The 23,684-nt window shown below is 51.5% G+C and carries 26 protein-coding genes; 18 read left to right on the plus strand and 8 right to left on the minus strand.

The genetic code is table 11. The annotated features are described in order from the left end of the window. Window positions 1-57: 57 nt before the first annotated feature. Window positions 58-372 (minus strand): lipoprotein, encoded by a 315-nt coding sequence (locus AM379_RS13680; protein ID WP_014169014.1) that lies wholly within the window; start codon window positions 370-372, stop codon window positions 58-60. Window positions 373-547: 175 nt separating this feature from the next. On the opposite strand from AM379_RS13680, the gene AM379_RS13685 reads away from it, so the two are divergent. The 3 genes from AM379_RS13685 to AM379_RS13695 all read left to right on the plus strand — a co-directional run bounded on the left by AM379_RS13685 (window position 548) and on the right by AM379_RS13695 (window position 3,358). Then, on the plus strand, window positions 548-1,180 hold the full coding sequence (locus AM379_RS13685) for a response regulator transcription factor (protein ID WP_014169015.1): 633 nt from the start codon (window positions 548-550) through the stop codon (window positions 1,178-1,180). Continuing rightward, entirely contained in the window at window positions 1,177-2,964 is a 1,788-nt protein-coding gene (locus tag AM379_RS13690; RefSeq protein WP_106503811.1) for a hybrid sensor histidine kinase/response regulator, read from the plus strand. The genes AM379_RS13685 and AM379_RS13690 overlap by 4 nt, the downstream gene beginning before the upstream one ends. Before the next feature lie 76 nt (window positions 2,965-3,040). Then, the gene (locus AM379_RS13695; RefSeq protein ID WP_014169017.1) at window positions 3,041-3,358 is read left to right on the plus strand and encodes a YebG family protein; all 318 of its coding nucleotides are present in this window, start codon (window positions 3,041-3,043) and stop codon (window positions 3,356-3,358) included. 153 nt (window positions 3,359-3,511) lie between these two features. Here AM379_RS13695 and AM379_RS13700 read toward each other — a convergent pair whose 3' ends face one another. Next, on the minus strand, window positions 3,512-4,348 hold the full coding sequence (locus AM379_RS13700) for a MipA/OmpV family protein (protein ID WP_106503812.1): 837 nt from the start codon (window positions 4,346-4,348) through the stop codon (window positions 3,512-3,514). A gap of 205 nt (window positions 4,349-4,553) precedes the next feature. Between AM379_RS13700 and AM379_RS13705 the strand changes: the two genes are divergently transcribed. Continuing rightward, window positions 4,554-5,231 (plus strand): response regulator, encoded by a 678-nt coding sequence (locus tag AM379_RS13705; RefSeq protein WP_106503813.1) that lies wholly within the window; start codon window positions 4,554-4,556, stop codon window positions 5,229-5,231. Further along, a complete protein-coding gene (locus AM379_RS13710; RefSeq protein WP_032677621.1) occupies window positions 5,231-6,625 on the plus strand; it encodes a sensor histidine kinase in 1,395 nt (464 codons plus the stop codon). Before AM379_RS13705 ends, AM379_RS13710 begins: the two co-directional genes overlap by 1 nt. Before the next feature lie 86 nt (window positions 6,626-6,711). Here the strand turns inward: AM379_RS13710 and AM379_RS13715 are convergent, their stop codons facing one another. The 4 genes from AM379_RS13715 to AM379_RS13730 all read right to left on the minus strand — a co-directional run bounded on the left by AM379_RS13715 (window position 6,712) and on the right by AM379_RS13730 (window position 10,338). Continuing rightward, a complete protein-coding gene (locus AM379_RS13715) occupies window positions 6,712-7,494 on the minus strand; it encodes an alpha/beta fold hydrolase (protein WP_050595728.1) in 783 nt (260 codons plus the stop codon). A 99-nt stretch (window positions 7,495-7,593) separates the two neighbouring features. After that, window positions 7,594-7,977, minus strand: coding sequence for a RidA family protein (locus AM379_RS13720; protein WP_020885066.1), 384 nt, complete (start codon window positions 7,975-7,977; stop codon window positions 7,594-7,596). Between the two features lie 107 nt (window positions 7,978-8,084). Beyond that, on the minus strand, window positions 8,085-9,542 hold the full coding sequence (locus tag AM379_RS13725; protein WP_032677623.1) for an MFS transporter: 1,458 nt from the start codon (window positions 9,540-9,542) through the stop codon (window positions 8,085-8,087). A gap of 49 nt (window positions 9,543-9,591) precedes the next feature. Continuing rightward, entirely contained in the window at window positions 9,592-10,338 is a 747-nt protein-coding gene (locus tag AM379_RS13730) for a glucose 1-dehydrogenase (protein WP_032677624.1), read from the minus strand. 114 nt (window positions 10,339-10,452) lie between these two features. Between AM379_RS13730 and AM379_RS13735 the strand changes: the two genes are divergently transcribed. Then, on the plus strand, window positions 10,453-11,322 hold the full coding sequence (locus AM379_RS13735) for a LysR family transcriptional regulator (RefSeq protein ID WP_014169025.1): 870 nt from the start codon (window positions 10,453-10,455) through the stop codon (window positions 11,320-11,322). A 19-nt stretch (window positions 11,323-11,341) separates the two neighbouring features. Here AM379_RS13735 and AM379_RS13740 read toward each other — a convergent pair whose 3' ends face one another. Then, window positions 11,342-12,250, minus strand: a complete 909-nt coding sequence (locus tag AM379_RS13740; protein WP_020885062.1) for a LysR family transcriptional regulator — start codon at window positions 12,248-12,250, stop codon at window positions 11,342-11,344. 125 nt (window positions 12,251-12,375) lie between these two features. Between AM379_RS13740 and AM379_RS13745 the strand changes: the two genes are divergently transcribed. The 10 genes from AM379_RS13745 to AM379_RS13790 all read left to right on the plus strand — a co-directional run bounded on the left by AM379_RS13745 (window position 12,376) and on the right by AM379_RS13790 (window position 21,637). Continuing rightward, the gene (locus AM379_RS13745) at window positions 12,376-13,113 is read left to right on the plus strand and encodes an SDR family oxidoreductase (protein WP_032677625.1); all 738 of its coding nucleotides are present in this window, start codon (window positions 12,376-12,378) and stop codon (window positions 13,111-13,113) included. 221 nt (window positions 13,114-13,334) lie between these two features. Then, window positions 13,335-14,249 (plus strand): LysR family transcriptional regulator, encoded by a 915-nt coding sequence (locus AM379_RS13750; RefSeq protein ID WP_025204722.1) that lies wholly within the window; start codon window positions 13,335-13,337, stop codon window positions 14,247-14,249. Between the two features lie 170 nt (window positions 14,250-14,419). Beyond that, on the plus strand, window positions 14,420-15,067 hold the full coding sequence (locus AM379_RS13755; protein WP_020885059.1) for an isochorismatase family protein: 648 nt from the start codon (window positions 14,420-14,422) through the stop codon (window positions 15,065-15,067). 334 nt (window positions 15,068-15,401) lie between these two features. Beyond that, complete coding sequence (gene aroQ / locus AM379_RS13760; RefSeq protein ID WP_032677626.1) at window positions 15,402-15,965, plus strand: gamma subclass chorismate mutase AroQ; 564 nt, start codon at window positions 15,402-15,404, stop codon at window positions 15,963-15,965. Between the two features lie 97 nt (window positions 15,966-16,062). Next, on the plus strand, window positions 16,063-17,118 hold the full coding sequence (locus tag AM379_RS13765; protein WP_106504355.1) for a catalase family peroxidase: 1,056 nt from the start codon (window positions 16,063-16,065) through the stop codon (window positions 17,116-17,118). Further along, window positions 17,115-17,660: a cytochrome b gene (locus tag AM379_RS13770; protein WP_014169034.1), complete on the plus strand. Its 546-nt coding sequence runs from the start codon at window positions 17,115-17,117 to the stop codon at window positions 17,658-17,660. Before AM379_RS13765 ends, AM379_RS13770 begins: the two co-directional genes overlap by 4 nt. Before the next feature lie 75 nt (window positions 17,661-17,735). Next, window positions 17,736-18,323: a TetR/AcrR family transcriptional regulator gene (locus AM379_RS13775; RefSeq protein WP_032677627.1), complete on the plus strand. Its 588-nt coding sequence runs from the start codon at window positions 17,736-17,738 to the stop codon at window positions 18,321-18,323. A 409-nt stretch (window positions 18,324-18,732) separates the two neighbouring features. Next, window positions 18,733-19,227: a molybdopterin-dependent oxidoreductase gene (locus tag AM379_RS13780; RefSeq protein WP_020885054.1), complete on the plus strand. Its 495-nt coding sequence runs from the start codon at window positions 18,733-18,735 to the stop codon at window positions 19,225-19,227. Window positions 19,228-19,243: 16 nt separating this feature from the next. Next, the gene (locus tag AM379_RS13785) at window positions 19,244-21,187 is read left to right on the plus strand and encodes a putative bifunctional diguanylate cyclase/phosphodiesterase (protein ID WP_032677628.1); all 1,944 of its coding nucleotides are present in this window, start codon (window positions 19,244-19,246) and stop codon (window positions 21,185-21,187) included. A gap of 63 nt (window positions 21,188-21,250) precedes the next feature. Further along, complete coding sequence (locus AM379_RS13790) at window positions 21,251-21,637, plus strand: hypothetical protein (protein ID WP_106503814.1); 387 nt, start codon at window positions 21,251-21,253, stop codon at window positions 21,635-21,637. Between the two features lie 108 nt (window positions 21,638-21,745). Here the strand turns inward: AM379_RS13790 and AM379_RS13795 are convergent, their stop codons facing one another. Further along, the gene (locus AM379_RS13795; protein ID WP_014169039.1) at window positions 21,746-22,222 is read right to left on the minus strand and encodes a GNAT family N-acetyltransferase; all 477 of its coding nucleotides are present in this window, start codon (window positions 22,220-22,222) and stop codon (window positions 21,746-21,748) included. A 92-nt stretch (window positions 22,223-22,314) separates the two neighbouring features. On the opposite strand from AM379_RS13795, the gene AM379_RS13800 reads away from it, so the two are divergent. Both AM379_RS13800 and AM379_RS13805 read left to right on the plus strand, forming a co-directional pair. Beyond that, complete coding sequence (locus AM379_RS13800; protein ID WP_032677630.1) at window positions 22,315-23,274, plus strand: LysR family transcriptional regulator; 960 nt, start codon at window positions 22,315-22,317, stop codon at window positions 23,272-23,274. 15 nt (window positions 23,275-23,289) lie between these two features. Beyond that, on the plus strand, window positions 23,290-23,646 hold the full coding sequence (locus tag AM379_RS13805; protein ID WP_032677631.1) for a nuclear transport factor 2 family protein: 357 nt from the start codon (window positions 23,290-23,292) through the stop codon (window positions 23,644-23,646). The last annotated feature ends 38 nt before the right edge of the window (window positions 23,647-23,684 follow it).

The raw sequence follows: 23,684 nt of genomic DNA on the forward strand, positions 1-23,684 counted from the left end.
ATGTGTCGGGAAATTTAAAAGGCGTTATTATTTGTACGCCTTTTGGTATTGAGGAAATTATTTATGCGTGACAACCGGCGTACAGGTCGGCGCGCTTAGCGTCGGCGCAGATCCTAAAATTCCAGGCATCATCATTGATGAGCAATCGAAAATTCGCCCTTTTTCTGTCGTGGCGCGATAAGAAAGTTTTTGGCCGCCCAATGCATCCGGTTGGGCACCATTCACGTTGGTCACTGTTATTTCGTCCGACGAGCCCAGCCCCAGCATTTTAGCGGTTTCCGCCTGCAGCAGTGGAATAGCCTGATCGGTTTTCAGGGTGGAACAACCGGCTAGCATCAACGTAACGGTTAAAGCGATTAGTGGTCTTTTCATAAATTATCCTTTATATCCAACCAGTTAAAATCACTGATTGTATTTATGTTTTCTATTACCCAAATCAGCGGGTAATATATTTCTCTTTCCTAATTGAAAAAACCCTCCTAAAGTAGGGTGGGTCGATAATAATTCATCTGTACTCTCAGATACGCGAAGGTGAAAGGAGATTCCTTTGGGGCAGAATTATGCGTTGGTCGTTGATGACCATCCATTGGTAGCAAGCGGCATCGCCAATTTTCTGATTACACATTGCCGGTTCAAACAGGCGTATGTCGTGACGAATGAAGAAGATTGCTACCGTCATATTAGGGAAAATGGCCCGCCACGTTTACTGGTAATCGATTTTTGGCTATCTTCCGGTACGGCGTTGAAATTACTCAAAGAAGTGAAACAGCTTTACCCTCAGGTGCGCCTCCTGGTCGTCAGTGGGGATGAAAATAACGATATCTGGCAGAAAGTGCATACGGCCGGAGGACACGGTTTCGTATTGAAAAGCGAACCTCCTGAATTATTCTCACGGGCCGTTTTTGCCCTGGCGGATAATCTGACATGGTTTCCTTGTGCAAACGAATGTGCCGTTAAGACGAATAATGAGCAGTTAAGTAAATTTAACTTAACGCCGCGGCAAATTGATGTTTTGAATATGATTATGCGCGGCCTGCCAAATAAAAGAATTGCCGCCCAGCTTTCTATTTCTGAGCCCACGGTAAAAGAACACATCAGCAATATTCTGAAAAAGATAGGCGTTAACAGTCGGGTGGAAGCCATCACGCTACTGCATGGCAAACGGGAGCCGTCGGAATGAGGTTTTTCCAGGGTTCACAGAACGATGGCATCTCTCCTCCAGCGCAAATTCGCCTGCTGAATAATACGTTTCTGCGGCTGGTATTCAGCTTTAGCGCTGTGCCTTTTGTCGGCATTCCTTTTGCTATCTGGATCCATTTGCTGGGGGACGATCTGGGTCCCACCATCACCTGGATAATAATTTACTTGCTCTGTGCTGTGGCGATCCGAATAGTGCATCGGCGCTATCAGCGAGAGGTTAAAGAAAATGACGATGAGGCCGTCCTGCGCCGCTGGCTTCCGCGCATTAATAAGGTGGCCTTTTTTCATGGGCTGGGGATTTCATCACTCTATTTAATTACCCCGCAGACGCAGAATTTTGACTTTTTCCTGCTCCTTAATATCAGCATTGCCGCTATTGTCGCTGCCAATGCGACGCATCTGACGCCGGTCATCAGCACCTTCACACGGTTTTTCTTTGCCTCCTGGGGGGTTCTGACTCTCGGTATCATCCTGCGACTGGATGACCTGATGTTCATCGTGCTGATGCTGAATCTGCTGTACGGCTTCGCAATCTACCGCCATGCGTTAACGTCCCACGCGTTCTTTATCCAGCAAGCACTGCTGGAAGAGCAAAGCTCACGCCTGGCGGAGCAGTTCCGGCAGGCCAAAGAAGAAGCGGAACAGGCGTTGCTCGATAAAAATCAGTTCCTGACGACCGCCAGCCACGATCTGCGCCAGCCAGTGCATGCCATGGGCTTTTTGATCGAAGCCATTATCCACAGAAACCAGGACGACAGCCTGACGCCACAGCTGCTTGACCTGCAACAGAGCGTTCGTTCGGTGCACCTGATGTTCAATTCCCTGCTCGATCTCAGCAAAATTGAATCTGGCAATGTAATGACCGCCCCTACACGCGTGGACATCGGCACGCTTCTCGACTCGGTGATCACCCTGTTTCGCGAAGAGGCCAACAGTCGCGCACTGCGGCTGCGAACCTGGCGGCCCAAACGTCGCCTCTTCGTGATGGGGGACCCGCTGCTGGTGCGTCAGTCCTTGATTAACCTGATACAAAATGCCCTTCGCTATACGCAACAGGGCGGTGTGCTGGTTGCCATCCGTCCGCGCGGTGTCGAGTGTCTGGTGGAAGTATGGGACACCGGGGTGGGGATCGCCGACGACGAAAAAAGCAAAATCTTCTCGCCTTACTACCGCCCCGAGCTGGCATGGAAGATCGACAGCGCAGGGCACGGGCTGGGCCTGGCGGTGGTTGCCCGCTGTGCCAAGCTGATGAACGTGAAGTATGGAATGCACTCCATTGAAGGCAAAGGTTCGCGCTTCTGGATGCGCTTTACTCAATACACGGGTGACGTGAAAGCGGTGGATCCACTGCCCGCCGGTGACAACATCGCTACACCGGTACGCTATGCGCCACTGCATGGCTCCTGCCTGATCGTTGACGACGATCCGCTGGTGACGTCCGCCTGGGAGAGCCTGATGAGCCTCTGGGGGATTAACGTGCGCTGCGCGGCCTCGGCCGAAGACGCTTTTGCCATCATTGACGACGGTTTCACGCCATTTGCTGTACTGTGCGACCAGCGCCTGCGATCCGGCGAAAGCGGGTTCGACATCCTGAAAGCACTTTTCGAACGTCTGCCCGACATGAGCGGCGCGATGGTCAGCGGGGAGTTTAACTCGCCGGTTCTGCTGGAAGCGGAGCAGGAAGGCTACCTGGTGTTGCGTAAGCCGCTGGAGCCAGCCAAACTGCATGCGCTACTGAAACAGTGGTCTGCAGGCTCGGGCTAAAACGAAAGTACAATTTGACTGCAACACAATTCTGGAAATGCTATACTGTATATAAATACAGTATGAGAGGTGCATAATGGCTGTTGAAACAAAATATGTTGTCGTACGAAAAGGTGAAGAGAAAATGACATTTGCCAGTAAAAAAGAGGCTGACGCTCACGACAAACTGCTCGACATGGCAGAAGCGTTCACCGACTGGCTGTTGCAAAGCGGCATGCAGATGGATGAAACGCAGGCTGAAAATCTTGGGCTGTATCTCGCCGAGCAGAAAGAGGCCGTGCAGCATATTCTGCGTACCAGCAAGCTTCCCGATCTCAATGCCGCCACTGCCACAGATAACCCAGAGCCAGATGCGGCTGGCAGTAAGAAAATCAGAGCCGTTAAAGCTGCCTGATCGCCAGAGTGCATCATCGATTCTGATGCCCCGAGTCAGGGGGGGCATCAGGGCGTGTTGAGTGCCGCCCCGTTATCTGACAGGGGCGGAACGAATACATATTATTGAGAGTTCTGAGCGAGAAGTCGTCGGGAAGCACTTATCCCATCATGATCAGAAGCTGTACGTCACTTTCAAACTTCCCGTGGGCGACGTTTTTCGTTGAACAATGGGGCTATTGCCTGCATCTCCCGTCAACTGCGTAACACCTGTTGCGACAGCTACGCTCCAGTCCGGGGTGAGCTTGTGGGTCCAGTCCACATTCAGCGAATAAGCATAAATACCGGATCCAGCATCATGTCGGGAAAACCCCGATGCTGCTGACTGTGCGGCATTCACCCCGTAGTAAGTCTGCATGTATTTGCTGGATCCCCAACTGGTGGTCAGGGCCAGCTTCAGGGAATTTTTCGGTGATGTATAAAGCGGGCTGATAATCCCGAAGTGCAGGGCCTCACCGTTGTTTCTTTCAGAAACCGGCACTTCAGCCTGCAATTGCACACTCAGCCAGTCGGTCACCTTATACCCCAGTCCGGGCACAATGATGGCCGATCCTTTGACATCACCCATACCCCGCAAGTCGTCACTGCCGGAGCTTATTGAATCGCTGTTCACGTCACGATCCTTGCGACCAGCGCGATAGCTCAGCGCAGCGTTGTACTCCAGTTTACCGACACTGTTACCGTAACCGATACCCCGCGTGGTGCTGATAAAGACGCCATTTGCCATGGAGTAATCGAGCACTAATGCTGTAGTGGCACGGTTTTTATCCGAACCAGAATAGCGAGGCGTAATATCCACACCTCCCCCCAGGGTCAACACGTTACCCTGGTTCTGTTCTGCCGCCAGTGTCGTGGTGGTCAGAAACGCCAGAACGACTCCCGGCACTATTTTTTTCAGGCTGCGAGGCGAGAGCAAAGGAGGAAACTGATGACGCAGTGCGATGTTTCTCATTAAAGAAGTCCTTGTGGATTCAAATGATGACGATACAAGCGGTTATTCACGCCAGTTTTCTCAGTTTGAATACGCACCCTAAGGTTCTTATGAGCCGAAAATGAAGAAACACTGAAGCAAGTACCGCTGCAGTAAACCTGATAGATTTATCGAAACCGTTTTTTTCTTAAGACGTTCTTCATTCACTGTTGATACCGTTACCAATGTGAAAATTCTACTAATCGAAGACGACCTGGATCTGGGCAATGGCGTGCGGATCGCCCTTGCAGATCAAGGATTTGATGTCATATGGGTTCGCCGCAAAGAGGATGCGCTGCATCAGCTTGATGCCTGCATGCCAGAACTGATATTGCTCGACCTGGGACTGCCTGATGGCGATGGCATGGGCCTGATGACCTGCTTGCGGCAGCAGTTCAAGGGGATCCCTGTCATCATCCTGACTGCGCGAGGCACGCTACAGGATCGCCTGTGCGGGCTGGATGCTGGTGCAGACGATTACCTTGTTAAACCTTTTATTCTTGCCGAGTTGTTGGCCAGGGTTAGAGCGCTTGCGCGACGCAGTTACGGTTTTCAGAATGAGGCGATAGAAATCAGAGGGTTATCTCTTCATGTGCCAACGCGTCGCGTGACGGTGAGTGCCCGTCACGTGGAGTTGACGGCAAGTGAATACGCGCTGCTTGAAACGTTAATGTTGCGCGCTGACCGCGTGCTTACACGACGATTTCTGGAAGAAAGAATCTTCGGCACCAAAGAAAATCTGAGTAATGCTCTCGACGTGCATATGGGGAATTTACGTCGAAAAATCGGGGACGGTTATGTGCGAACGGTGAGAGGGGTAGGGTATGTCATTGATACTGTACCGATCTACAAAGGCGGTGATTGATGCGAAATATCTGGCGCACCCTGAGACTCCCCACGCTCGTACGGCGAATCATCATCGCCCAGATGCTGCTGCTTACCTTGCTGTGGTGTCTTTTTTTGACTTTTGTTTTGTGGGAGGACTTGCGTAGCCCCCCGATATTAACGGGCAGTAAGACCTACGAAACCCTTTTTACGCTGGTGGACAGTATGGACGATCGCCCGCAGGAACGCACCGATGTGCTGAACACGTTCAGCAAGGCGTTGCGGGAAGGATATGGCGGAGGTGAAGATCCTGAACTGTCAATCAGCCTCATTATTCGCAAACATAACGAGATAATTTATTCATCTGATGGCGCACCAACAGGGGTCGTAAACACCCAACTGGGGGAATTACAGCGCATTGAGAGTGAGGGGCGCACCTGGACCAGCCGTACGCTAAAATCCGGGAACTCCGATGTGGAGGTGACACTTGTGACGCCTGCCGGAGGATGGAACTTCTTTATCTACCTGAACTCGCGTGGCTATTACATATTGCCGCTACTGGTATGCATTCCTTTTCTTTTATTTCCCGCGTGGCTGTCAATTCGTATTGCAATGCGACCCTGGAGCAAGGTCGTAAATGAAATATCCTTGCGAACGCCAGACGATCTCTCTCCATTAAAAGCCATGCCAAAACACAGGGAGCTTCGCCAAATGGTGGACGCGATAAACGTGTTTCTTGCCAGGGTGCGCGAAAGCGCGGAAAGGGAACGGATTTTCATTGCTGATGCCGCTCACGAGCTGCGTACTCCTCTGGCTGCAATGCGAATCAACGTGGAGGCGCTGCAGTCGTATGTAAGCAATGAGACTCAACAGGAATTACTGGCGGGGATTATTCGCAGCAACAGCCGGGCTGCCCGACTCGTCAATCAATTATTGCTGATGATGCACAGTGAAGCACGTATTGATACCGTTATGCAGCCAGTGCCGCTGACGACGCTCATTCAGGAGCGAATGGCGGCACTGGAGCCGCTGGCTACGGAGCGCAGGATAGAGCTTGAATTCGTCTCTGATGATGAAGTCTGGATCACAGGCATCAGGGAGCGCCTGATGTCGCTGATTGACAATTTGATTGAGAACGCAGTCAAGTACAGCCCTGAGGGCGGACGGGTTGAAGTAGAGATACGATCGCGGGATAAATCCACGCAGCTTCGTGTCTCAGATGCCGGACCCGGTATTCGGCCTGAATTGAGGGAGCGAGTATTCGACCGATTTTTTCGCGACCCCAACCAGATGCAAAGCGGGAGTGGACTGGGACTTGCAATCGTCAACGCGGTTGCGCAGCAACACAACAGCAGCGTAGGCCTGTGTACGTCTGCAGAAGGCGGGCTGCTGGTCACTGTCGATTTCCCAACTCAGATAGCCGAAGATGCGTAGCAAAGGCCAGAAGCAGACAAATCAGAAAAACGACCTGGCGTTTTATTCGCAGAGAATAGGGGGACTCTGTTTGCATCAACGTTATTTTAAAGGCCTGTTTTATCGAGCCATCTGGACACACGCTGGGCCAGTTCATCCGGTTTTTCCAGAGGAATAAGATGTCCACAACCGTCAACATAATCCACACAGGTTCCGGTTAGCCTGGCGAGTTCTTCTGCCTCTTCTGTTGAACGCAGCCGATCATGTTTCGCTGCAATAACGTATGTCGGGCATGAAATGGGTTTTAATGATATTCGCTCGCGGTTTAGCCCTGACTGGACTCTGAATACATCGGCTCCCAGCCTTTTTCCCATATTACGGATTTTCTCAATAAGGGCCGTATTACTGGCGAGATCAGCATGAAGTGATTTTCTAATGGCCGTTGTGCTCAGCCCGCTAAATTCTCTGGAGGAATTGATATTCGCTGCAGCAACACGGGTATTTATCTGTTCTGCCGAATCCTCTCTGAGAGACGTGGCAATGAGGATCATCGCCGCTGTCCGCTCCGGAAAAGCCTCATAAATAGCTCTGGCAACATAACCACCTAGCGAAAAGCCGGCCAGCACAAAACGCTCCGGTAGTTTCTGGACTATATTAGCGGCAATATCCTGGATTGTGGTTCCCTGGCCCAGGCTCGTAGGTATAAAGAGCCTGCGCTCGGGAAATGCGGTGATAAAATCGTCCCACAGTGTTTCATCAAGCATAAATCCCGGGATAAGTACCACAGGAAGGTTCTCTGCATTCATCGGCAAGTCCCATTTTCTGGCCGCAGTGCCATTGCCAGGGTTTCTGAATCTGTAAACATAGCCTATTGCAGTTGATGAAGACATTGTCGTCTCGTCGAGGTCTGCCGTTTGTTCGTAGCAGACCTTGCGGCGCTTAAGCCGATCCGGTTCGTGCCTGGGGTGATTTGGGGACACACGGTGGTACTATTTTTTAGCCACAATCCGCATTTCCACCAGCGCATTTTCTGGAATGAACGCTGATACGCCTATCGCGGTCCATGCTGGGTAGGGCGCCTTTACATATTCATCTTTCACTTTAGAAAAAACGTCTATATGTTTTTTTAGATCAATATGAAAAGTGGTCATCTCAAGGATATTTTCATACCCTAAGCCTGCGGCTTTCAAATAAACACCAAGCTTATAAAACGCATCATGGAATTGTTCTTCCGGATGCTGACTTATCGGTTTGTCCTTCCGTGCCGCGGTAACACCAGAGAGATACACCGTGCCATCTGCTTCGATGACAGGCGAGAAGTGCCAGTCATCGAAATAGTGTTGAAATTCTTCAGGGACTATCGATTTTTTCATGATTTTTTCTCAGGTTGATGCAGGAGTACGTGCTACGGGTAAACGGTACGCTGGGGAGGAACATGAGCAAGGATGTCCACCCCTCAGCCAGTTGATTGTCTGTTACGTTACTTGATAGACGCGCCGCTCGCAGCAGAAAATAAACCGGAGGCCTGCCGGATAAGCCGGATGCTTAGCGCGGCACCCGTGGCCAGGCATATCGCCATCGCCAGAAGGGCGACGATAAAGGCATGCGTAATATTTGCACCGCTTCTGCCGGTGTCCAGCATGCTGTAAAAAATGCCACCGATGACGGCGACGCTCAGTGCAGTGCTGATTTGGAGTGTCGAGCTGGTTACCCCGGCAATCATGCCTGAAAACGCCGGTGCAACGCGGCCTGTCACCATCCGGACCAGCGTCGGCATCGCCAGTCCCTGGCCGAGGCCGGTGATAAAAAGCAATACGGCGAGTGGCAGCATGGACGGTGCGTTACCCGTCATAGTATGGGCAATCAACCCTGCCAGGCCTGCTAACCCCAACGTCTCGCATCCCATCCCGATTGCGCTCAGGTAATTGCCGACAAAACGCCTCAGATAAGGTGTTAGCAACGGACCGATCAGAAAACCTACGCCAAAAGGCAGAAAAAGCAGGCCCGCAGTCAGGGCGTTTAACTGCAACGCATCTTGTAGATAAACGGAGAACAAAAGAAAGAAGGCCCCGATAGAATAAAACAGCAAAACGATCGCCAGCCCCTGGCCCAGCCCCGGTGCGCGTAACACGACCGGATCAAGCAGAGGCGAACCGCCGTTCTGGCTAAGGCGACGCTCATAACGCCATAACAGCGACGCCAGCAGCGGGACAGCCAGAAATGACAGCCATGTCCACCAGGGCCATCCCGCTTCACGGCCTTCAATTAACGGCACAATCAGCGCACTCAACGTGGCGGTCGCCAGTAACATGCCGACCGGGTCCAGTCGTTGTGCGGATGGCGCACGCGTCTCTTTCAGCAGTGGCAGCCCGAAGAGAATGACCAGCAGCGCCACCGGCAAGTTAACGAGAAAAATAGCGCGCCATCCCAGGTGAAACAGATCCGCTGAGATCAGGATACCGCCCACTACCTGCCCGATAACCGAGGCGAGGCCAAATACAGCGCCATAGATACTCAACGCGAACGGTTTTTCCGCTTCCGGAAAAATGGCCTGTACGGAAGCCAGTGCCTGAGGTGCCATAATCGCGGCCGTAGCACCCTGTAACACGCGTCCACTAATCAGTACCCATGGTGACCAGGCTAAACCGCACAGCAGCGATGCCGCCGCAAAACCGATAAGCCCTATAAAAAACATCTTCCCACGACCATAAATATCACCCAGACGGCCGCCGGTAATTAAGGTTACGGCATACACGGCTGCATAGGACGAAATGACCAGCTGTTCAGCAGAGGAAGAGGCGCTCAGCTCGTTCTGAATAGCAGGCAGTGCAACATTGACGATAAAAAAATCGAGCGGGGGCAAAAATGCGCCAACCAGCAGGATGACAAACATTGCCCAGCGACGCGGCTCGGCTTGCGGGAGGATAGGGGTCGACATGGAACACTCCACAGGTAACAGTTATGTGCAGAGATTGAGAGGCAGGGCGTTAGTGCATGCCACCAGAGGCAAGAATCACCTCACCGGTGATCCATCCCGCATCGTCTGATGCGAGAAATGAGACGATCGGCGCAACATCCTGCACCTGACCGATGCGGCCGAGCGGGGTCTGCTTTTCATTCCATGTCTGGAAGTCCGAGTTCATCGCGCCTGCACTATGACTGCCTTCCGTTTCGATAAGGCCTGGGTTGACCGCGTTGACGCGAATTCCCCGGGGGCCGAGTTCTCGTGACAGTACCCCGGTAATAGCATCGATCGCCCCTTTGGTGCCGCTGTAGATGGCACTCTCGGCGATAAAGACGCGGGTGACGAACGAACTGATGTTAATGATGCTGCTGCCTTTATTCAGATGCGGCGCAGCAGCGCCGGACATTAACAGCGGGCCCAGAACATTGATGTCGAATTGTCTGCGGTAGAGTGCCTCTGTGCTCTCTTCAATGCGGGCGAACTCATAAATGCCGGCGTTGTTCACCACAATGTCCAGCCGCCCGAAAATGTCGATGGCCGCGTTAACCAGCGCCTCAACCTCAGCCTGGCGGGTGACATCCGCCGCGACCGCTACCGCCTGCCCGCCGGCAGCCTGTATATCGGCAACGACGTTATCAGCACTACTTTTGCCTGACGCGTAATTGACAATGACCTTCGCGCCGTCAGACGCCAGTTGACGGGCAATCCCGGCTCCGATGCCTTTGGAACCACCGGTTACAATCGCCACTTTGTCTTTTAATTTGTACATGTCATTCATTTCCTGACTGGGGGGGTGAGGACGCTATAGTGATATCGACAAAGTTGTTTTGGAACTGCCACTTTTGTATATTCAATGTTCATTTTTGTACGGTGAGACACTGGCATGGAATGGGGCGACGTCCGGGTATTTCTTGCAGTTATGCGTAAGGGCTCTTTCGGCGAGGCGGCACGAAGCCTGGGTGTGAGCCATCCGACGATTGGTCGCCGGATAAAGGCGCTTGAGGAAGAGGCGCAGCAAGCGCTATTTCGCCGGACACAGGAGGGTCTGGTTCTAACCGACGCCGGCGATAGGGTGCTGAAGCTGGCAGAAGCGATGGAAAACTCCGCGCTGGCGATGGAGCGGCGTCTCGCCGGTAATCACGAACGTCTTGAAGGGATATTGCGGATCTCTTCAGCAGAGTGGTTTGCCAACTATGTTCTCGCACCGGTCCTGGAGGAACTGACGCGCCGCCATCCGGCGATTGTGCCGGAGCTTATCGCAAGCTACCGCTTACTTAACCTGTCGCGGCGTGATGCCGACATTGCGTTTCGCATCGTTCCCTTTACCGAACCGGATATTGTCCAGCGCCGCCTGATGCGCATCCCCTATGCGCTATATGGAACGCCGGAAATCGCCGATATCGCCCGACACGATCCGGCCGCAGTGGGGCTTATTCTGATGAACACGGCACAATCCCACTTCTCTGACGTCGCCTGGCTGCTCGACAGGTTCCCCCAGTCACGACGTGTGTTCACCAGTACCAGCCGGGCCGTACAGGCACAGATGTGCCAGCGCGGAATGGGCATCGCCGTGTTACCGCGCCCGCTTGGTGATGCCATCACCGGCTTAGCGGCTATCAGCATGCCGGAGCCACCGCCGTCCAAAGATATATGGGTAGGGTATCACTCTGACCTCCGGCATATGGATCGCCTGCGGGTTATGCTGGATATCGCCGATGCGATGCTTGCCGATCCCGCGGCGCCGTCAACGTGAGCGACGGTTTACGCAGCCATTAAGCGTTCACCTCAAAGCGTTCCCGATAGAGAGAAACCAGCCAGTCTACAAAAATCCGGACACGGGGAGAAAGCTGTCGGTGCTGTGGATAGATAGCCGAAAGTTGCATGGCCGGGCTTTTCCAGTCGCTTAACACTTCCTGTAGCAGGCCATCCCGAAGGGCATCGTCCACATGATAACGTGGAAGCTGAACCAGCCCACATCCACGCAACGCGCAAATAACGTAATTTTCTGCGTCATTCACAGTCATCCAGCCTTTGGTCGGATAGCTTTTCTCTTTACCGTTAACAATGAGTTCCAGAGGGTAATTCTTACCCCGGCTGGTGGAAAAGAAATTGACGCTCTGGTGAGAAAGCAGATCGTCAGGGGTCATCGGTCGGCCGTGCTTACGAAGATAGTCCGGACTGGCGCAGATAACCTGAGGCATCTGGGCTAAAGGCCGGGCAATTAATGATGAATCAAAGAGCTTGCCCGCGCGTACGGCGCAGTCAACGCCTTCCCGAATCAGATCGACCAGACGATCCCCACTGCTGATAACCAGCCTGATGGCGGGATAGCGGGCGTGAAACTCGTCAATACGGGGCAGTACAATGCGGGTCGCATGGGCCCCGTGAAGATTCACGCGCAAAATCCCCTGTGGTCTTACGCCGGAATGACGCAGGGAAGACTCCGCATCGTCCAGTTCAGAAAGAATATGCACGCAGCGTTCATAAAATGCCTCGCCATCCAGCGAGGCCCGCACGTGTCTGGTCGTCCGCTCCAGCAGACGACACTCCAGGTTTTTCTCCAGGCTTTTTATTGCATTGCTGGCCGTCGCTCTGGGGATCCCTAGCTGGTCCGCGGCCTGACTGAAGCTTTGAAGCTCTACAATGCGGGTGAAGAGCAGCATGGTATCAAATTTATCCATCACGGATCCTGAAGGCGATTATTAACGATAATGGAATTATGTTATCAAATATCACCCATTTATCTCTCCCGCTAAAACATTAATATCTCCATTCAGACCCCCTTTCACTGAAACCGGAGAGAACGATGGACAAAGTCAATAAAACTGCCCTTGTTACGGGCGGTTCCCGTGGTATCGGCCGCGCCATTGCTGAGCGTCTCGCGCGGGACGGTTTTACCACTATCGTGAATTACGCAGGTAATGCCGAGGCGGCAGAGCAAACCGTGCAGAGCATCGTTGCTAAAGGTGGCCGTGCGACGGCGATTCAGGCTGATGTTGCCAGCGAAGCGGACGTCAGCCACTTGTTCCAGCAAGCGAAAGCGGTTACCGGCAGACTGGATGTGGTGGTGCACAGCGCGGGGATCATGCCAATGGCGAAGATTACCCCTGCCGGTCTTCACGATTTTGATCGTGTCATTCATACCAACCTGCGTGGCGCATTTCTGGTGCTGGCAAATGCGGCTGAAACCGTGAGTGAAGGCGGCAGAATCATTGCCCTTTCGACGAGCGTGATCGGCAAATCCTTCCCGGCTTATGGTCCCTATATCGCCTCAAAAGCAGGCGTGGAAGGGCTTGTACACGTGCTGGCAAACGAACTGCGGGGCAGAAATATCACCGTTAATGCCGTTGCCCCGGGACCCACCGGGACTGAGCTCTTCTTTAACGGTAAGAGCGAAGAGCAGGTTGCGGCCGTTGCAAAACTGGCCCCGCTCGAGCGCATCGGTACCCCAGAAGAGATCGCCAGCGCAGTAGCGATGATCGCCGGTCCGGACGGGAGCTGGATCAACTCGCAGGTTATTCGTGTAAATGGTGGCTTCGCCTAATCCCCCCGACAGGCGGATGCATACGCTTTCGGGGTAAATGAGCGATGAGGCCTGCACGGTCATGCCGCGCAGGCAATAGTCAATATCGTCACTACACCTGCGGGAAACGTCCCTTCCGGGTTGATATTGGAGAGTGCGGCGGTGGTCAATGCCATTGCCGAGCGCATCCGCCAGCAATTTTTACAGCTGGCCTGCCGATAAGATATTTGGATTTAAAGAGTATGAAGAAAATGACCTCCCAGAACTTTTCCTGGGATGATTTGAAAACCGTTATGGCTATAGGTGAGCACGGTAATCTGTCACGCGCCGCAGATGCTCTGGGCATCAATCATTCCACCTTGTTTCGTCGGTTGGGGGCCATTGAGACGTCGCTGGCATTAGCCCTCTTTCTGCGTCGCCGTACCCACTACGTTCCGACAAAAGCCGGAACCGCGCTGATCGCCCTGGGACACCGCATTGAAGAGGATATCCACTATGTTCTACAGAACATTGAAGAGGATGAATGCGGTTTTTCGGGGGAGATAAGGGTCACCACGTCAGATGCCCTTTTGCAGGATTACCTTAACCCGCTGATCGCGTCATTTAGCCGGGTAAATCCCCACATTACCTTTCAGGTCTCGACAGGAAATGAATCCGTCAATTTGTTCGATGGCGGGGCAGATATCGCGTTTCGAGCCACCAGAGACATTCCGGAGCATCTTTCCGGCCGCAAGGTGGGATCGGCGTTCTGGGCAGTGTATGGTTTACGTGAACAATGGGAAAAAAAGCAAGTCAATGCTATGACGCTCACGGAGCATCGCTGGGTCTCCTTCCATTACGCAATGTCTAAGTTAAACGCCTTTCTGTGGATTGAAAAAAATATTCCCGAGAAAAATATCACCTTTCGCGGCGACTCCGTTCTCAGTGTTGCGTCGGCAATCTCAAGCGGCATTGGGATCGGTTTGTTACCCTGCATGCATGGCAATCAGATAGATAAACTGGCTCAGATTAGCCCCATCGTGGAGGGACTGGGTGAAGACATTTGGCTGCTCGCGCATCCTGATGTGAGGAAATCAGCAAAAATAAGGGAATTTATGAATCACTGTTCCCACTATTTAGCAGAGAACAGAAAGAGAATATTCGGACAAACATGTTAATTCCTTTTTTCATATAAAATTCATTAATATTTCACAGCGTTCATTTTTGCAATAAGCCCTTTGCAAAAATGAACGGACAAAAGAATATTTCGTTTTGTATAGTTTTCCCGAGTTCACGAATCAGGTCGTTAATACACTGATAAATTTAAATAAACATCGCGGAAACTATTATGACGATTAAAGCAACACCTGCAGCGGCCAGAAATCTGTTAAGCCCGGAAAACCATGCGCTGATCCTGCTGGATCACCAGAGCCAGATGGCGTTCAATGTGAAAAATATTGATATCGGCCTGCTGAGACAAAATACCGCAGTCCTCGCGGAAACAGGTAAGGGGTTTAATATTCCGACCCTTGTTTCGACGATTTCACGCCATGATTTTGCGGGCCCGGTATTTCCTGAAGTTTCAGCGGTATTCCCGGATGACGCGTCGTACGTTAACCGATCCACCTCAAACGCATGGGAAGATGGTAATTTTGTTGATGCCGTCAACAAACTGGAGCGCGACCGCCTGGTGTTTGCAGGTCTGTGGACCTCGGTCTGTCTGAATGGTCCGGTTCAGTCTGCCATTGAGCAAGGTTTTGACGTCTATATCGTCACAGACGCCAGCGGTGACATGAGTGCAGAAGCTCACGAACGCGCTGTGCAACGCATGATTCAGGCTGGCGCAAAGCCGATTACTGCCCTGACTTACCTGCTTGAACTGCAACGTGACTGGGCACGTCATGAAACCTACGAACTGACCACTTCGATCAGCCAGAAACATGGCGGAGCGTTCGGTATTGGCATCCAGTATTGTGCAGATATGGTTCACGCCTAAGATAACTCGCCATACGATTTTTTTTGCTGGGGGAGTGGAATGACCGTATGGCCGGTATGCGGGCAGGATGCAGTATTCCTGCCCGCATGTTTTTTCTGAGTTCTGTTCATCTTTCTTCGTTCCCCCTCGCTCGCCGTTTCGGCAGCCTGTCTTACCCCGAATTCTTTTGAAAACCATTCCGAACAAACATGGCATCCAGCATTGAGTAAAAAATGAGTGATGAAATTGACACCAAACCTACCAACTGGTAGGTTGGTTTTTGTTCGCTTTCCAGCCAACCGGATCCGGGCCTGAGAACGTTATTTTTTTACCTATGCGATAAGTGAGATCGGTAATGGAGAAAAAGCATGAGTTAGCGGCAGGGCCATCCATTCAGGGAGATGGCATTGCGGAAACAACGACAGCGATCGAGGTTTTTTCCGGCCCTGGCATGAGTATCAACCTGCGTTTTTGCCTGATGAAAGAGGTTGCAGCGTATAAGGCGCAGCAGGGTCTGGCAATTGCCGACCCTGAACAGGAACGGGACGTGCTTGAAAGAGCCTTTGCTGTCGCCCACGCGTCAGGGCTGGAAAGAGAGAGCGTCAGGTCTTTCATTCAACTGCAGATGGACATTGCGAAGGCTATCCAGCATTTCCATTGTGCCGACTGGCTCATGGAAGAAGACACACCGAGGACACCGATGCCGCTCTCTGCGGTGAGAGCAAAAATTGCCCATGCCGATGAATCAACGCTTCGCAGTATCGCCCGGAAATTAAAAACGGAGGGCGGCTTTTCCGGAGTTGATAAAGCGGCATTCATGCGAGAAATTCAGCATGAAAAAATACGTGACAGAGATAAAGAGCGGCTCTGGGCTACAGTTAAAAAAATCCTGCTTCATTCATCCTGTGGCGCGTCTTAATGGGCGAGTTATCACGCCAGCAGCGAAAGACGTGCTTAATGTTTTCAGGAATACGTTCTCGCGTATTTGATTGTGTATTCACTGTGTGAGCAAAAATATGACGAACACTTCACTTTCCACCGGCCAAAAAATAGTCCGCCTGTGCCTGGTCGCGATTATTCCCCTTGTCTTGATAGCGCTGTTTCTCTGGTCAGGCGGCTGGCTGACGCCGAATCGTCTGACGTCTGACAAACTGGTTTCGGTATTGCAGAAATCGGGTGGGGAACATCCTGGTTTTCGCCGCAATCACGCGAAGGGCGTGTGCGTGGTGGGGGATTTTATCTCTAATGGCCAGGTCAGTTCGTTATCGCGAGCAGCGCTGTTTGCCCCTGGCGAAACGCCGGTTACGGGACGTTTCGCCATCGCAGGGGGTAACCCAAAAGCGCCGGATTATGCCGTTCCCGTGCGCAGCATGGCGCTGCAATTCAGGCAGAGCAACGGCGAGCAGTGGCGAACAGGCATGAACGCGATGCCACGCTTTCCGGTCTCTACCGTTGAAGACTTCTATGCGCTGCAAAACCTGACTCTGCCCGATCCGGCAACCGGTAAACCCAACCCCGATAAGCTTAAGGCGTTTGTGATCGCGCATCCTCAGATGCAACCCTACCTCGCCTGGGCAAAGCAGTATGTACCTTCATCCAGTTGGGCAAGCGATCGCTTTAATAGCCTGAATGCATTTCGCTTTATTGATAAAGCGGGTAAAGAGCATCTGGTCCGCTGGAGTATGGTGCCGCATATTGGCTCTCAGCCGATGAGCGAGGCGGATAAAAATGATAAAGATTTTCTGCAACACGATCTTGAAGAGCGCCTGAAGCAAGGGCCGCTGAAATGGGATCTGATGATTACCGTCGCTAAACCGGGCGATCCGGGCAACGATGCAAGCCAGGTTTGGCCTGAAGATCGGCAAACCATCAATGCCGGCATGCTCGTGCTGACGCGTGCAACACCGCAGCAAAACGGTCCGTGCAATGACATCAACTACGATCCGCTGATTTTGCCCGATGGCATTGCCCCTTCGGACGATCCTTTACTGAATGCGCGCTCGGCGGCCTATGCCAAATCCTACAATGCGCGTACCCGTGAACAGTCCCGACAGTCAGGAGCTGGCTTATGAAACAGGTTGCTTATTTCCATCCGGCGTTGCGCATTCTGCACTGGTTCATGGCAGCGGCTATCGTGGCAATGCTGTTTATCGGCATTGCGATGGTTTCAACTATTTCGTCGAAGCATGCCCTGCTGGTGGCGATCCACAAACCGCTGGGGCTGATGATTCTGGTTCTGGTGGTGGTCAGGCTATGGCTGAGGTTTTATACCTCCGTCCCTTCGCTACCGGCTTCCATACCGGCCTGGCAGCGCCTGATAGCGCATCTCTCCCACTGGGCGTTATACCTCATGATGTTCCTTCAGCCCCTGATTGGCTGGGCGATGCAGTCAGCGGCGGGGTACCCCATCACCCTCGGCGGCGGGGTTGTTTTGCCACCCATTGTTCCGGTGAATAACGACTGGTTTGCCATTCTGCGGCCTTTGCACTCTCTGGTTGCGCTGATGCTATTTGCTACCGTGATGCTGCATTTGGCGGCCGCGCTTTTTCATGCGTTAGTGCTGCGAGATGGCGTCTTTGACAGTATGGCGGGGACCGGCAGACGGCGGCAGTAAAGGCGGCCTGTCGGTAGGTTTTCGCTCTGCTCTCTGATATCTTATTGATCTGTATACTGACAATGGGTTACGGCTATGTCCACCGAACGTTCACAGAAAGCAAACGACATTGTATTTTTCACCCGACAATTGCTTACCACCGGTGGCTACCGAAGCTTCAGTTTTGCCGACCTTTCTGAAAAGGTGAATATTCGCAAGGCGAGTATTCACCACCATTTTTCAAGCAAGGCGGAGCTGGTAAGGGTCGTCGTGAGCGAGTATCGCCAGGAGGCCCGCGCCGGAATGCAGGCATTAAGCCATCAACTAAATAATCCGGTTGCCGAACTTCAGGCCTATGCCGATTATTGGGCCAAATGCATCCAGGACGGTTCTGCGCCATTTTGTATCTGCGCGATGCTTGCCGCCGAACTGCCGACGTTGCCGCCCGAAGTCGTTTCGGAAGTGACGGGACATTTCGCCGATCTCTCTGGCTGGCTGACGGAGTTGCTTCAGAGAGGAGAAAGGGAAAAATGCTTTACTGTCCGGTCAACCCACGCCAGCGAGGCGGGGCAGTTAATGGCAACGGTACATGGTGCCATGTTAGCCGCACGCGCGTTTAACGACGCGAAAGTATTTCAGCAAATCGTCCAGCCGGTGATCGACAATATTCTTGTGTCGGATTGATCGCTCGATAGCACGACATTGCTCTTTTAACCTGCTTATAAGGGCGCAATGTGCACCTCTCCTGAGGGTATTCCGTAGCAATAATTGACCACTCCGCACAAATTCTGACCGTTTAAGACGCAACGGGGGATTAGAAACGACAATTTTTTCAAATTCCGCCTTCGTCCAATTTTAATAACCTGCTCTGTCTCATATTATCATGGTGTAAAAGGGAGACAGGGACACGTCTGAAGGCTAATCTTTGTTAATGACGATACGGCAAGCAACAACGTCGGGATGGCTGTCATGGACCGTTAAACGAGAGTATAACGGGACCGTTTCGTCCTGGAGTCTTATCTGGTTGGCTGGTAACAATTTGTGTCAGAATAGACGACAAGACATACCTATTTCCTTAATGGAGTCATCGCGCATGAGAATGGCAATCACCCTACTTTTCTTGATTATTTCGACCTGTTCCTGGGGGAAGGAACTCCCTAAGCTTGAAGGGAAACCCGTGTTAACCATCTCCGGGAAAATCGAGAACAGTAATCAAAATGGCGCTGCAGTCTTTGATATCGCTGGCCTGGAAAAAATCGGCCTCGTTACCATGCGTACCCGTAACCCATGGTATAATGACCAGACAAGCTTTGAGGGTATTCCCATGAAAAAACTCATGGAACTGGTCGGCGCCAAAGGCACTGTTCTGAGTGTAACCGCGCTCAATGATTATACGACCGAAATTCCCATTGAAGACTTCACAAAATATAACGTGATCCTTGCAATAAAAATGAACGGCCAATATATGCGCGTTCGCGACAAGGGCCCTCTGTTTATTGTCTATCCTTATGAAAGTAACAAAGAGTTGGATAACCAGGTCTATTACTCGAGATCAGCATGGCAGATTAGCAAAATGGTCGTAGAGTAATAATCTGGAGAAATGCATGAACAGGATCCTGGTAGGCATTATATTTTTCCTATTCATTACAACCGGGTATATTTCATTTCTTTTGCATGAGCGGCAGGAGGATCTGCAAAAACTCAACCATTATAAGGACTCCTGGTCTGTCTCTCAGATGGTTTCAGAATACTACAGGCTGGAGTCGTGGATCAGCCGTTATTCTGACAATAATCCTGATATCACCATGGACGATCTCCGCATGCGGCTGGAGATCATGCTTAGCCAGCGCGAGTTACTGAAAGAAGGCGATTTAGGGAAATATGTAAAGTCGAATAAAAGCCATAATGCACTGGCAAAAAACCTGCATGAAACGCTTGATTACCTTGATCATCATCTGGAAGGGATGAGTCGCGCTCAACTTGCTGATTATCTTGAGAAAATGTATGCGCTTGATTCCTCCCTTAGCCAGTTTTCATCCAGTGCACTCTCCAATGATGTTAACTCTATCAACGAGACAAACCAGAATATACAAAAGCTGTATCGTATCTATTCAGGCCTTTCGGTTCTGCTGATTATTTTAAGTGCGATATTGGGTGTTTTAAACGTCTGCCAGAACAGGAAGATACTTAAAACTCACCGACAGGTTACCAGCCTGGCAAATGAACTCCAGAAATCGAAGGAAATACTCCAGCAACAGAATAAAAAACTGGCGTATGACGTTTACCATGACTCGTTGACGGGGCTTAAAAACAGGCTTTATTTCTGGGATGATCTTATTAATAACATCTCGATAGCGAGTCGCATACACAGGCCAGTCACGGTCATGTTATTTGATCTTGATCGCTTTAAAGAAGTCAATGACAGCTTTGGTCACGATGCCGGCGATCTGTTATTGCGTGAGGTTGCGCACCGGTTATCCTCCATGAGCAACGAAACAAATACATTCTATCGTCTCGGGGGCGACGAGTTTGCATTATTGTCGCATGAGCTGACAGAAGAAAGTGCCGTTAATCTGGCAATGGAAATCTGTGAGTGCATTAAAAAGCCTTACATAATAGGTAACTCTAACGTCACCATTGGTACCTGCGTCGGTATTGTTGTTTCAGAGTTAGAACGACGTTCAGATTACCTTTATAAGTTTGCCGATCTTGCTCTGTATGAAGCTAAACGTGCAGGCTTAAACATGATCAAAGTGTTTCGCCGCATCATGCTACAAAAGCTCGAGGAAAGCAGAACCCTGGAGCGTGATTTATCAGTGGCAGTCGCAAATAAAGAGTTGGTCGTTTACTATCAGCCGATTGTTGATTCGTACACCACTGAAATATATGGCTATGAAGCCCTTCTGCGCTGGAATCATCCCGTTAAGGGCATCATTGCACCGGATGATTTTATTTCGGTAGCAGAGAAAACGGGATTCATCCATGAGATAGGCAAAGCCGCGCTTGAAATCGCCTGCAAGGAAGCGACGACATGGAAGGTGCCGGCAAGGATCTCTGTCAATGTGTCGCCGGTGCAGTTAAGCAGTATGAATTTTGTCGATACAGTACGCGCAGTGCTGGCCGAAACGGGGTTGCCCGCGACCCGACTCGAACTGGAAGTGACGGAATCTTCGCTGTTTACCGACAGTGAAACCCCCATCGAAATCCTTATGGCGCTCAGAGTGCTGGGCATAAAAATCTCTATTGATGATTTTGGTACGGGCTATTCCTCCCTTTCAAGATTGATTCAGTTAGGCTTTGATAAAATAAAAATCGATAAATCGTTTGTGCGAACAATATCCACGGATGAAGAAACTCAGACCATCGCAAAATTAATGGTCGGCATGGCGAAATGCCTTGATATGGTAATTATTGCTGAAGGCGTTGAAACCAATGATCAACTGTTATGCCTTCAACGTTTAGGGTGTGATTTGGCACAAGGATATCTCTTTGGAAAGCCCGCGCCCTTTATCAGTCAATCAATCAAAGCGGGTGAAACACTTGTTTAATCCTGCGGTGACGCTCACTGGTCAACACGTGTGCCTGGCGCCTGGAAGAGAAGAGAGGGCGATATGCAGGCGCAACGGCTGATGGGGGAGGGGTATGAACCGTACGTTGAGCAACAGGGTGACAGACTGACCTACTCTTTGCCGGTCGATTCCGGATTTGTCAGTTTTAACTTCACGTTTGATCTTCGCCAGACCGATCTGGATGTCCTGCTGTCGAGCGATTACAGGCGAGCCGTCCTCGAGATCACGGCCCACACTTTGCTCCAGCATTCGACACTGAAGGGGAATGACCGTTTCACTCAGAAAGACTTCGACAACCTGGTCGCAGTCACACTCCACGCATCGCTGGCGCTTTTGCACATATTCATTTCGCGCGTGAGCCGTGAGCACAATATTGCCATTGACCATTATGTCGAAGAAATACTCCTCCGACGAACACGCCGCGGCTGAACAGGCCCGAAGCCTGATCAATGTGTTCCTGATACTCCCCTCAACGCGAACATGACTGCCCCTCAACAGAAGCAGCCTGCATCTGCAATTTGCTGCAACACGGTCGCGTTATTCGGCAAAATTCAACAGCGCGTTACCCTCCAGGCGATACCGTACCCATTCGTTTTGAGGTAATGCGCCAATGCTGAGGTAAAAATCAATCGCGGGCTGGTTCCAGTCCAGTACGCTCCATTCAAGGCGTCCGCAGCGCCGTTCCACGGCATATTGCGCAATTTTCTTCAGCATCGCTTTTCCCGCGCCCTTGCCGCGATAATCGGGGGAAATATACAGATCTTCCATATAAATACCGTTACGTCCTAGCCATGTGGAATAGCTGGTGAAGAACACGGCGTACCCGGCGATTTTCCCTTCAATCTCGCAGATTAATGCTTCGGTATGGCTGCCGTCACCAAAGAGTGTTTCGCGAATCTCATCCGGTGTGGTGACCACTTCTTGCGGGGCTTTTTCGTAAACCGCCAGCTCATAAATCATATCGTAAATAGCGGAGGCATCTTCCGGGCGGGCCTGGCGAAGGCTGATACTCATATGTTTTTCTGTCTTTTTTGCAAGGCATCGTTATTGATGGCGTTAAGCATAGGGGGTATTGTCAGAAGAATTAAGTGCAATGAAATCACCCCATGATGAATATTATGCATCCAGCGCTACGACGTCTTGATTTAAACCTGCTGCTCATTTTTGACGCCATTTATCGGCACTGTTCCGTTCGCCTCGCCGCGGATGAACTGGCGATGAGCACCTCTGCGTTGAGCCACGCGCTGTCCCGACTGCGTATTGCGCTCAATGACCCGCTATTTTACCGGGAAGGCCACCGGATGTGCCCAAGCGTGTATGCTACCCAGCTCGCGCCGTCTATTGCATCAGCACTGAAATTTCTCAATCAGGAGCTGACTGTACAACCGGCGTTCGTGGCTTGCGAAAGCACGGAGCGGATCCAGATTGCGATTACGGACTTTACCGCGTTGTGCATTTTCCCGACGTTGATGCAGAGGCTGCAGCAGGAAGCGCCTGGCTTGCGCTTTGATTTACGCTATTTGCCACACAGCCCGGCGCTGAACGAACTGTTGGCAGGAGAAGTGGATCTGGCGCTGGGATTCAGTACACCCGACGATATCCGTCACAATGAACTGGACGAGATAAACTGGTTTGAGGATGAGTATGTTGTCATCAGCAATACCCGCCGAACACAGCTGACGCTGGAAGATTATCTTGCCGCACGGCATCTGGTGATAACCCCCTGGAACGAAAAGCAGGGTGTACTGGATTTACGGCTTGAGCAGTTGGGGTATACGCGGCAGATAGCGCTTAAGACGCCATCCATGCTGAGTGCCCCGTTTATCGTTGCGGAAAGTGACCTGCTAATGGCCATCCCCCGTTTTGCTGCTGAGAAGCTGAAACATGCTGCCAGTATTCAGATTTTTTCATTGCCGTTCACCATAAGCCCGTTTGAAGTAAAGATTTACTCGCATAAACGCAGTGGCCAGAGAGGGGCAACCAAATGGCTGAAGACGACACTTCACATGCTGGCGGACGAGTTGCCGCAAAACATTTATGGCCATGCAACTGACAGTCGAATTTGAATGAGGGTAAATGCCATGCTTCTGGAACAGTTGAAAACGCTGGAACGCACGCTTCATGGCAGCAGGCGCAACGATCGTGAATGGCTTGAACAGATACTTCACGACCAGTTCAGGGAAATGACACGATCAGGTGTGTTGATCGATCGTTCGCAGACAATAGAGGCACTTTCTGCCGAAACAGTTATCCCGACCATTCTCAGCAGCGACTTTCGGCTCATCCAAATAAGAGAGGATGTCGCGATATTGCACTACAGGACATTCAATACGGACGGCGCTCGCCAGACTTTGCGTTCTTCGTGTTGGGAGCGGGCCGGGAGCGGGCAATGGAAACTGGTATTCCATCAGGGGACACCTGTTGCGGTGAGCGGATAAGGTCCCAGGAGCGCACCGCAGAAAACGATTTCTGGATC

Origin of the sequence: Enterobacter cloacae complex sp. FDA-CDC-AR_0132, from assembly GCF_003010695.1 — a bacterium.
Taxonomy (GTDB): Bacteria; Pseudomonadota; Gammaproteobacteria; order Enterobacterales; family Enterobacteriaceae; genus Enterobacter; species Enterobacter ludwigii.

What these genes read in the sequence shown, in the direction of transcription:
- AM379_RS13805 (WP_032677631.1), top strand. Translation starts at nt 23,290, where the DNA reads ATGCTTCTGGAACAGTTGAAAACGCTGGAACGCACGCTTCATGGCAGC.
- AM379_RS13680 (WP_014169014.1), bottom strand. Translation starts at nt 372, where the DNA reads ATGAAAAGACCACTAATCGCTTTAACCGTTACGTTGATGCTAGCCGGT.
- AM379_RS13755 (WP_020885059.1), top strand. Translation starts at nt 14,420, where the DNA reads ATGACGATTAAAGCAACACCTGCAGCGGCCAGAAATCTGTTAAGCCCG.
- aroQ (WP_032677626.1), top strand. Translation starts at nt 15,402, where the DNA reads ATGGAGAAAAAGCATGAGTTAGCGGCAGGGCCATCCATTCAGGGAGAT.
- AM379_RS13725 (WP_032677623.1), bottom strand. Translation starts at nt 9,542, where the DNA reads ATGTCGACCCCTATCCTCCCGCAAGCCGAGCCGCGTCGCTGGGCAATG.
- AM379_RS13750 (WP_025204722.1), top strand. Translation starts at nt 13,335, where the DNA reads ATGAAGAAAATGACCTCCCAGAACTTTTCCTGGGATGATTTGAAAACC.
- AM379_RS13800 (WP_032677630.1), top strand. Translation starts at nt 22,315, where the DNA reads ATGATGAATATTATGCATCCAGCGCTACGACGTCTTGATTTAAACCTG.
- AM379_RS13700 (WP_106503812.1), bottom strand. Translation starts at nt 4,348, where the DNA reads ATGAGAAACATCGCACTGCGTCATCAGTTTCCTCCTTTGCTCTCGCCT.
- AM379_RS13695 (WP_014169017.1), top strand. Translation starts at nt 3,041, where the DNA reads ATGGCTGTTGAAACAAAATATGTTGTCGTACGAAAAGGTGAAGAGAAA.
- AM379_RS13740 (WP_020885062.1), bottom strand. Translation starts at nt 12,250, where the DNA reads ATGGATAAATTTGATACCATGCTGCTCTTCACCCGCATTGTAGAGCTT.
- AM379_RS13715 (WP_050595728.1), bottom strand. Translation starts at nt 7,494, where the DNA reads ATGTCTTCATCAACTGCAATAGGCTATGTTTACAGATTCAGAAACCCT.
- AM379_RS13720 (WP_020885066.1), bottom strand. Translation starts at nt 7,977, where the DNA reads ATGAAAAAATCGATAGTCCCTGAAGAATTTCAACACTATTTCGATGAC.
- AM379_RS13730 (WP_032677624.1), bottom strand. Translation starts at nt 10,338, where the DNA reads ATGTACAAATTAAAAGACAAAGTGGCGATTGTAACCGGTGGTTCCAAA.
- AM379_RS13765 (WP_106504355.1), top strand. Translation starts at nt 16,063, where the DNA reads ATGACGAACACTTCACTTTCCACCGGCCAAAAAATAGTCCGCCTGTGC.
- AM379_RS13770 (WP_014169034.1), top strand. Translation starts at nt 17,115, where the DNA reads ATGAAACAGGTTGCTTATTTCCATCCGGCGTTGCGCATTCTGCACTGG.
- AM379_RS13775 (WP_032677627.1), top strand. Translation starts at nt 17,736, where the DNA reads ATGTCCACCGAACGTTCACAGAAAGCAAACGACATTGTATTTTTCACC.
- AM379_RS13795 (WP_014169039.1), bottom strand. Translation starts at nt 22,222, where the DNA reads ATGAGTATCAGCCTTCGCCAGGCCCGCCCGGAAGATGCCTCCGCTATT.
- AM379_RS13710 (WP_032677621.1), top strand. Translation starts at nt 5,231, where the DNA reads ATGCGAAATATCTGGCGCACCCTGAGACTCCCCACGCTCGTACGGCGA.
- AM379_RS13735 (WP_014169025.1), top strand. Translation starts at nt 10,453, where the DNA reads ATGGAATGGGGCGACGTCCGGGTATTTCTTGCAGTTATGCGTAAGGGC.
- AM379_RS13745 (WP_032677625.1), top strand. Translation starts at nt 12,376, where the DNA reads ATGGACAAAGTCAATAAAACTGCCCTTGTTACGGGCGGTTCCCGTGGT.
- AM379_RS13790 (WP_106503814.1), top strand. Translation starts at nt 21,251, where the DNA reads ATGCAGGCGCAACGGCTGATGGGGGAGGGGTATGAACCGTACGTTGAG.
- AM379_RS13785 (WP_032677628.1), top strand. Translation starts at nt 19,244, where the DNA reads ATGAACAGGATCCTGGTAGGCATTATATTTTTCCTATTCATTACAACC.
- AM379_RS13780 (WP_020885054.1), top strand. Translation starts at nt 18,733, where the DNA reads ATGAGAATGGCAATCACCCTACTTTTCTTGATTATTTCGACCTGTTCC.
- AM379_RS13690 (WP_106503811.1), top strand. Translation starts at nt 1,177, where the DNA reads ATGAGGTTTTTCCAGGGTTCACAGAACGATGGCATCTCTCCTCCAGCG.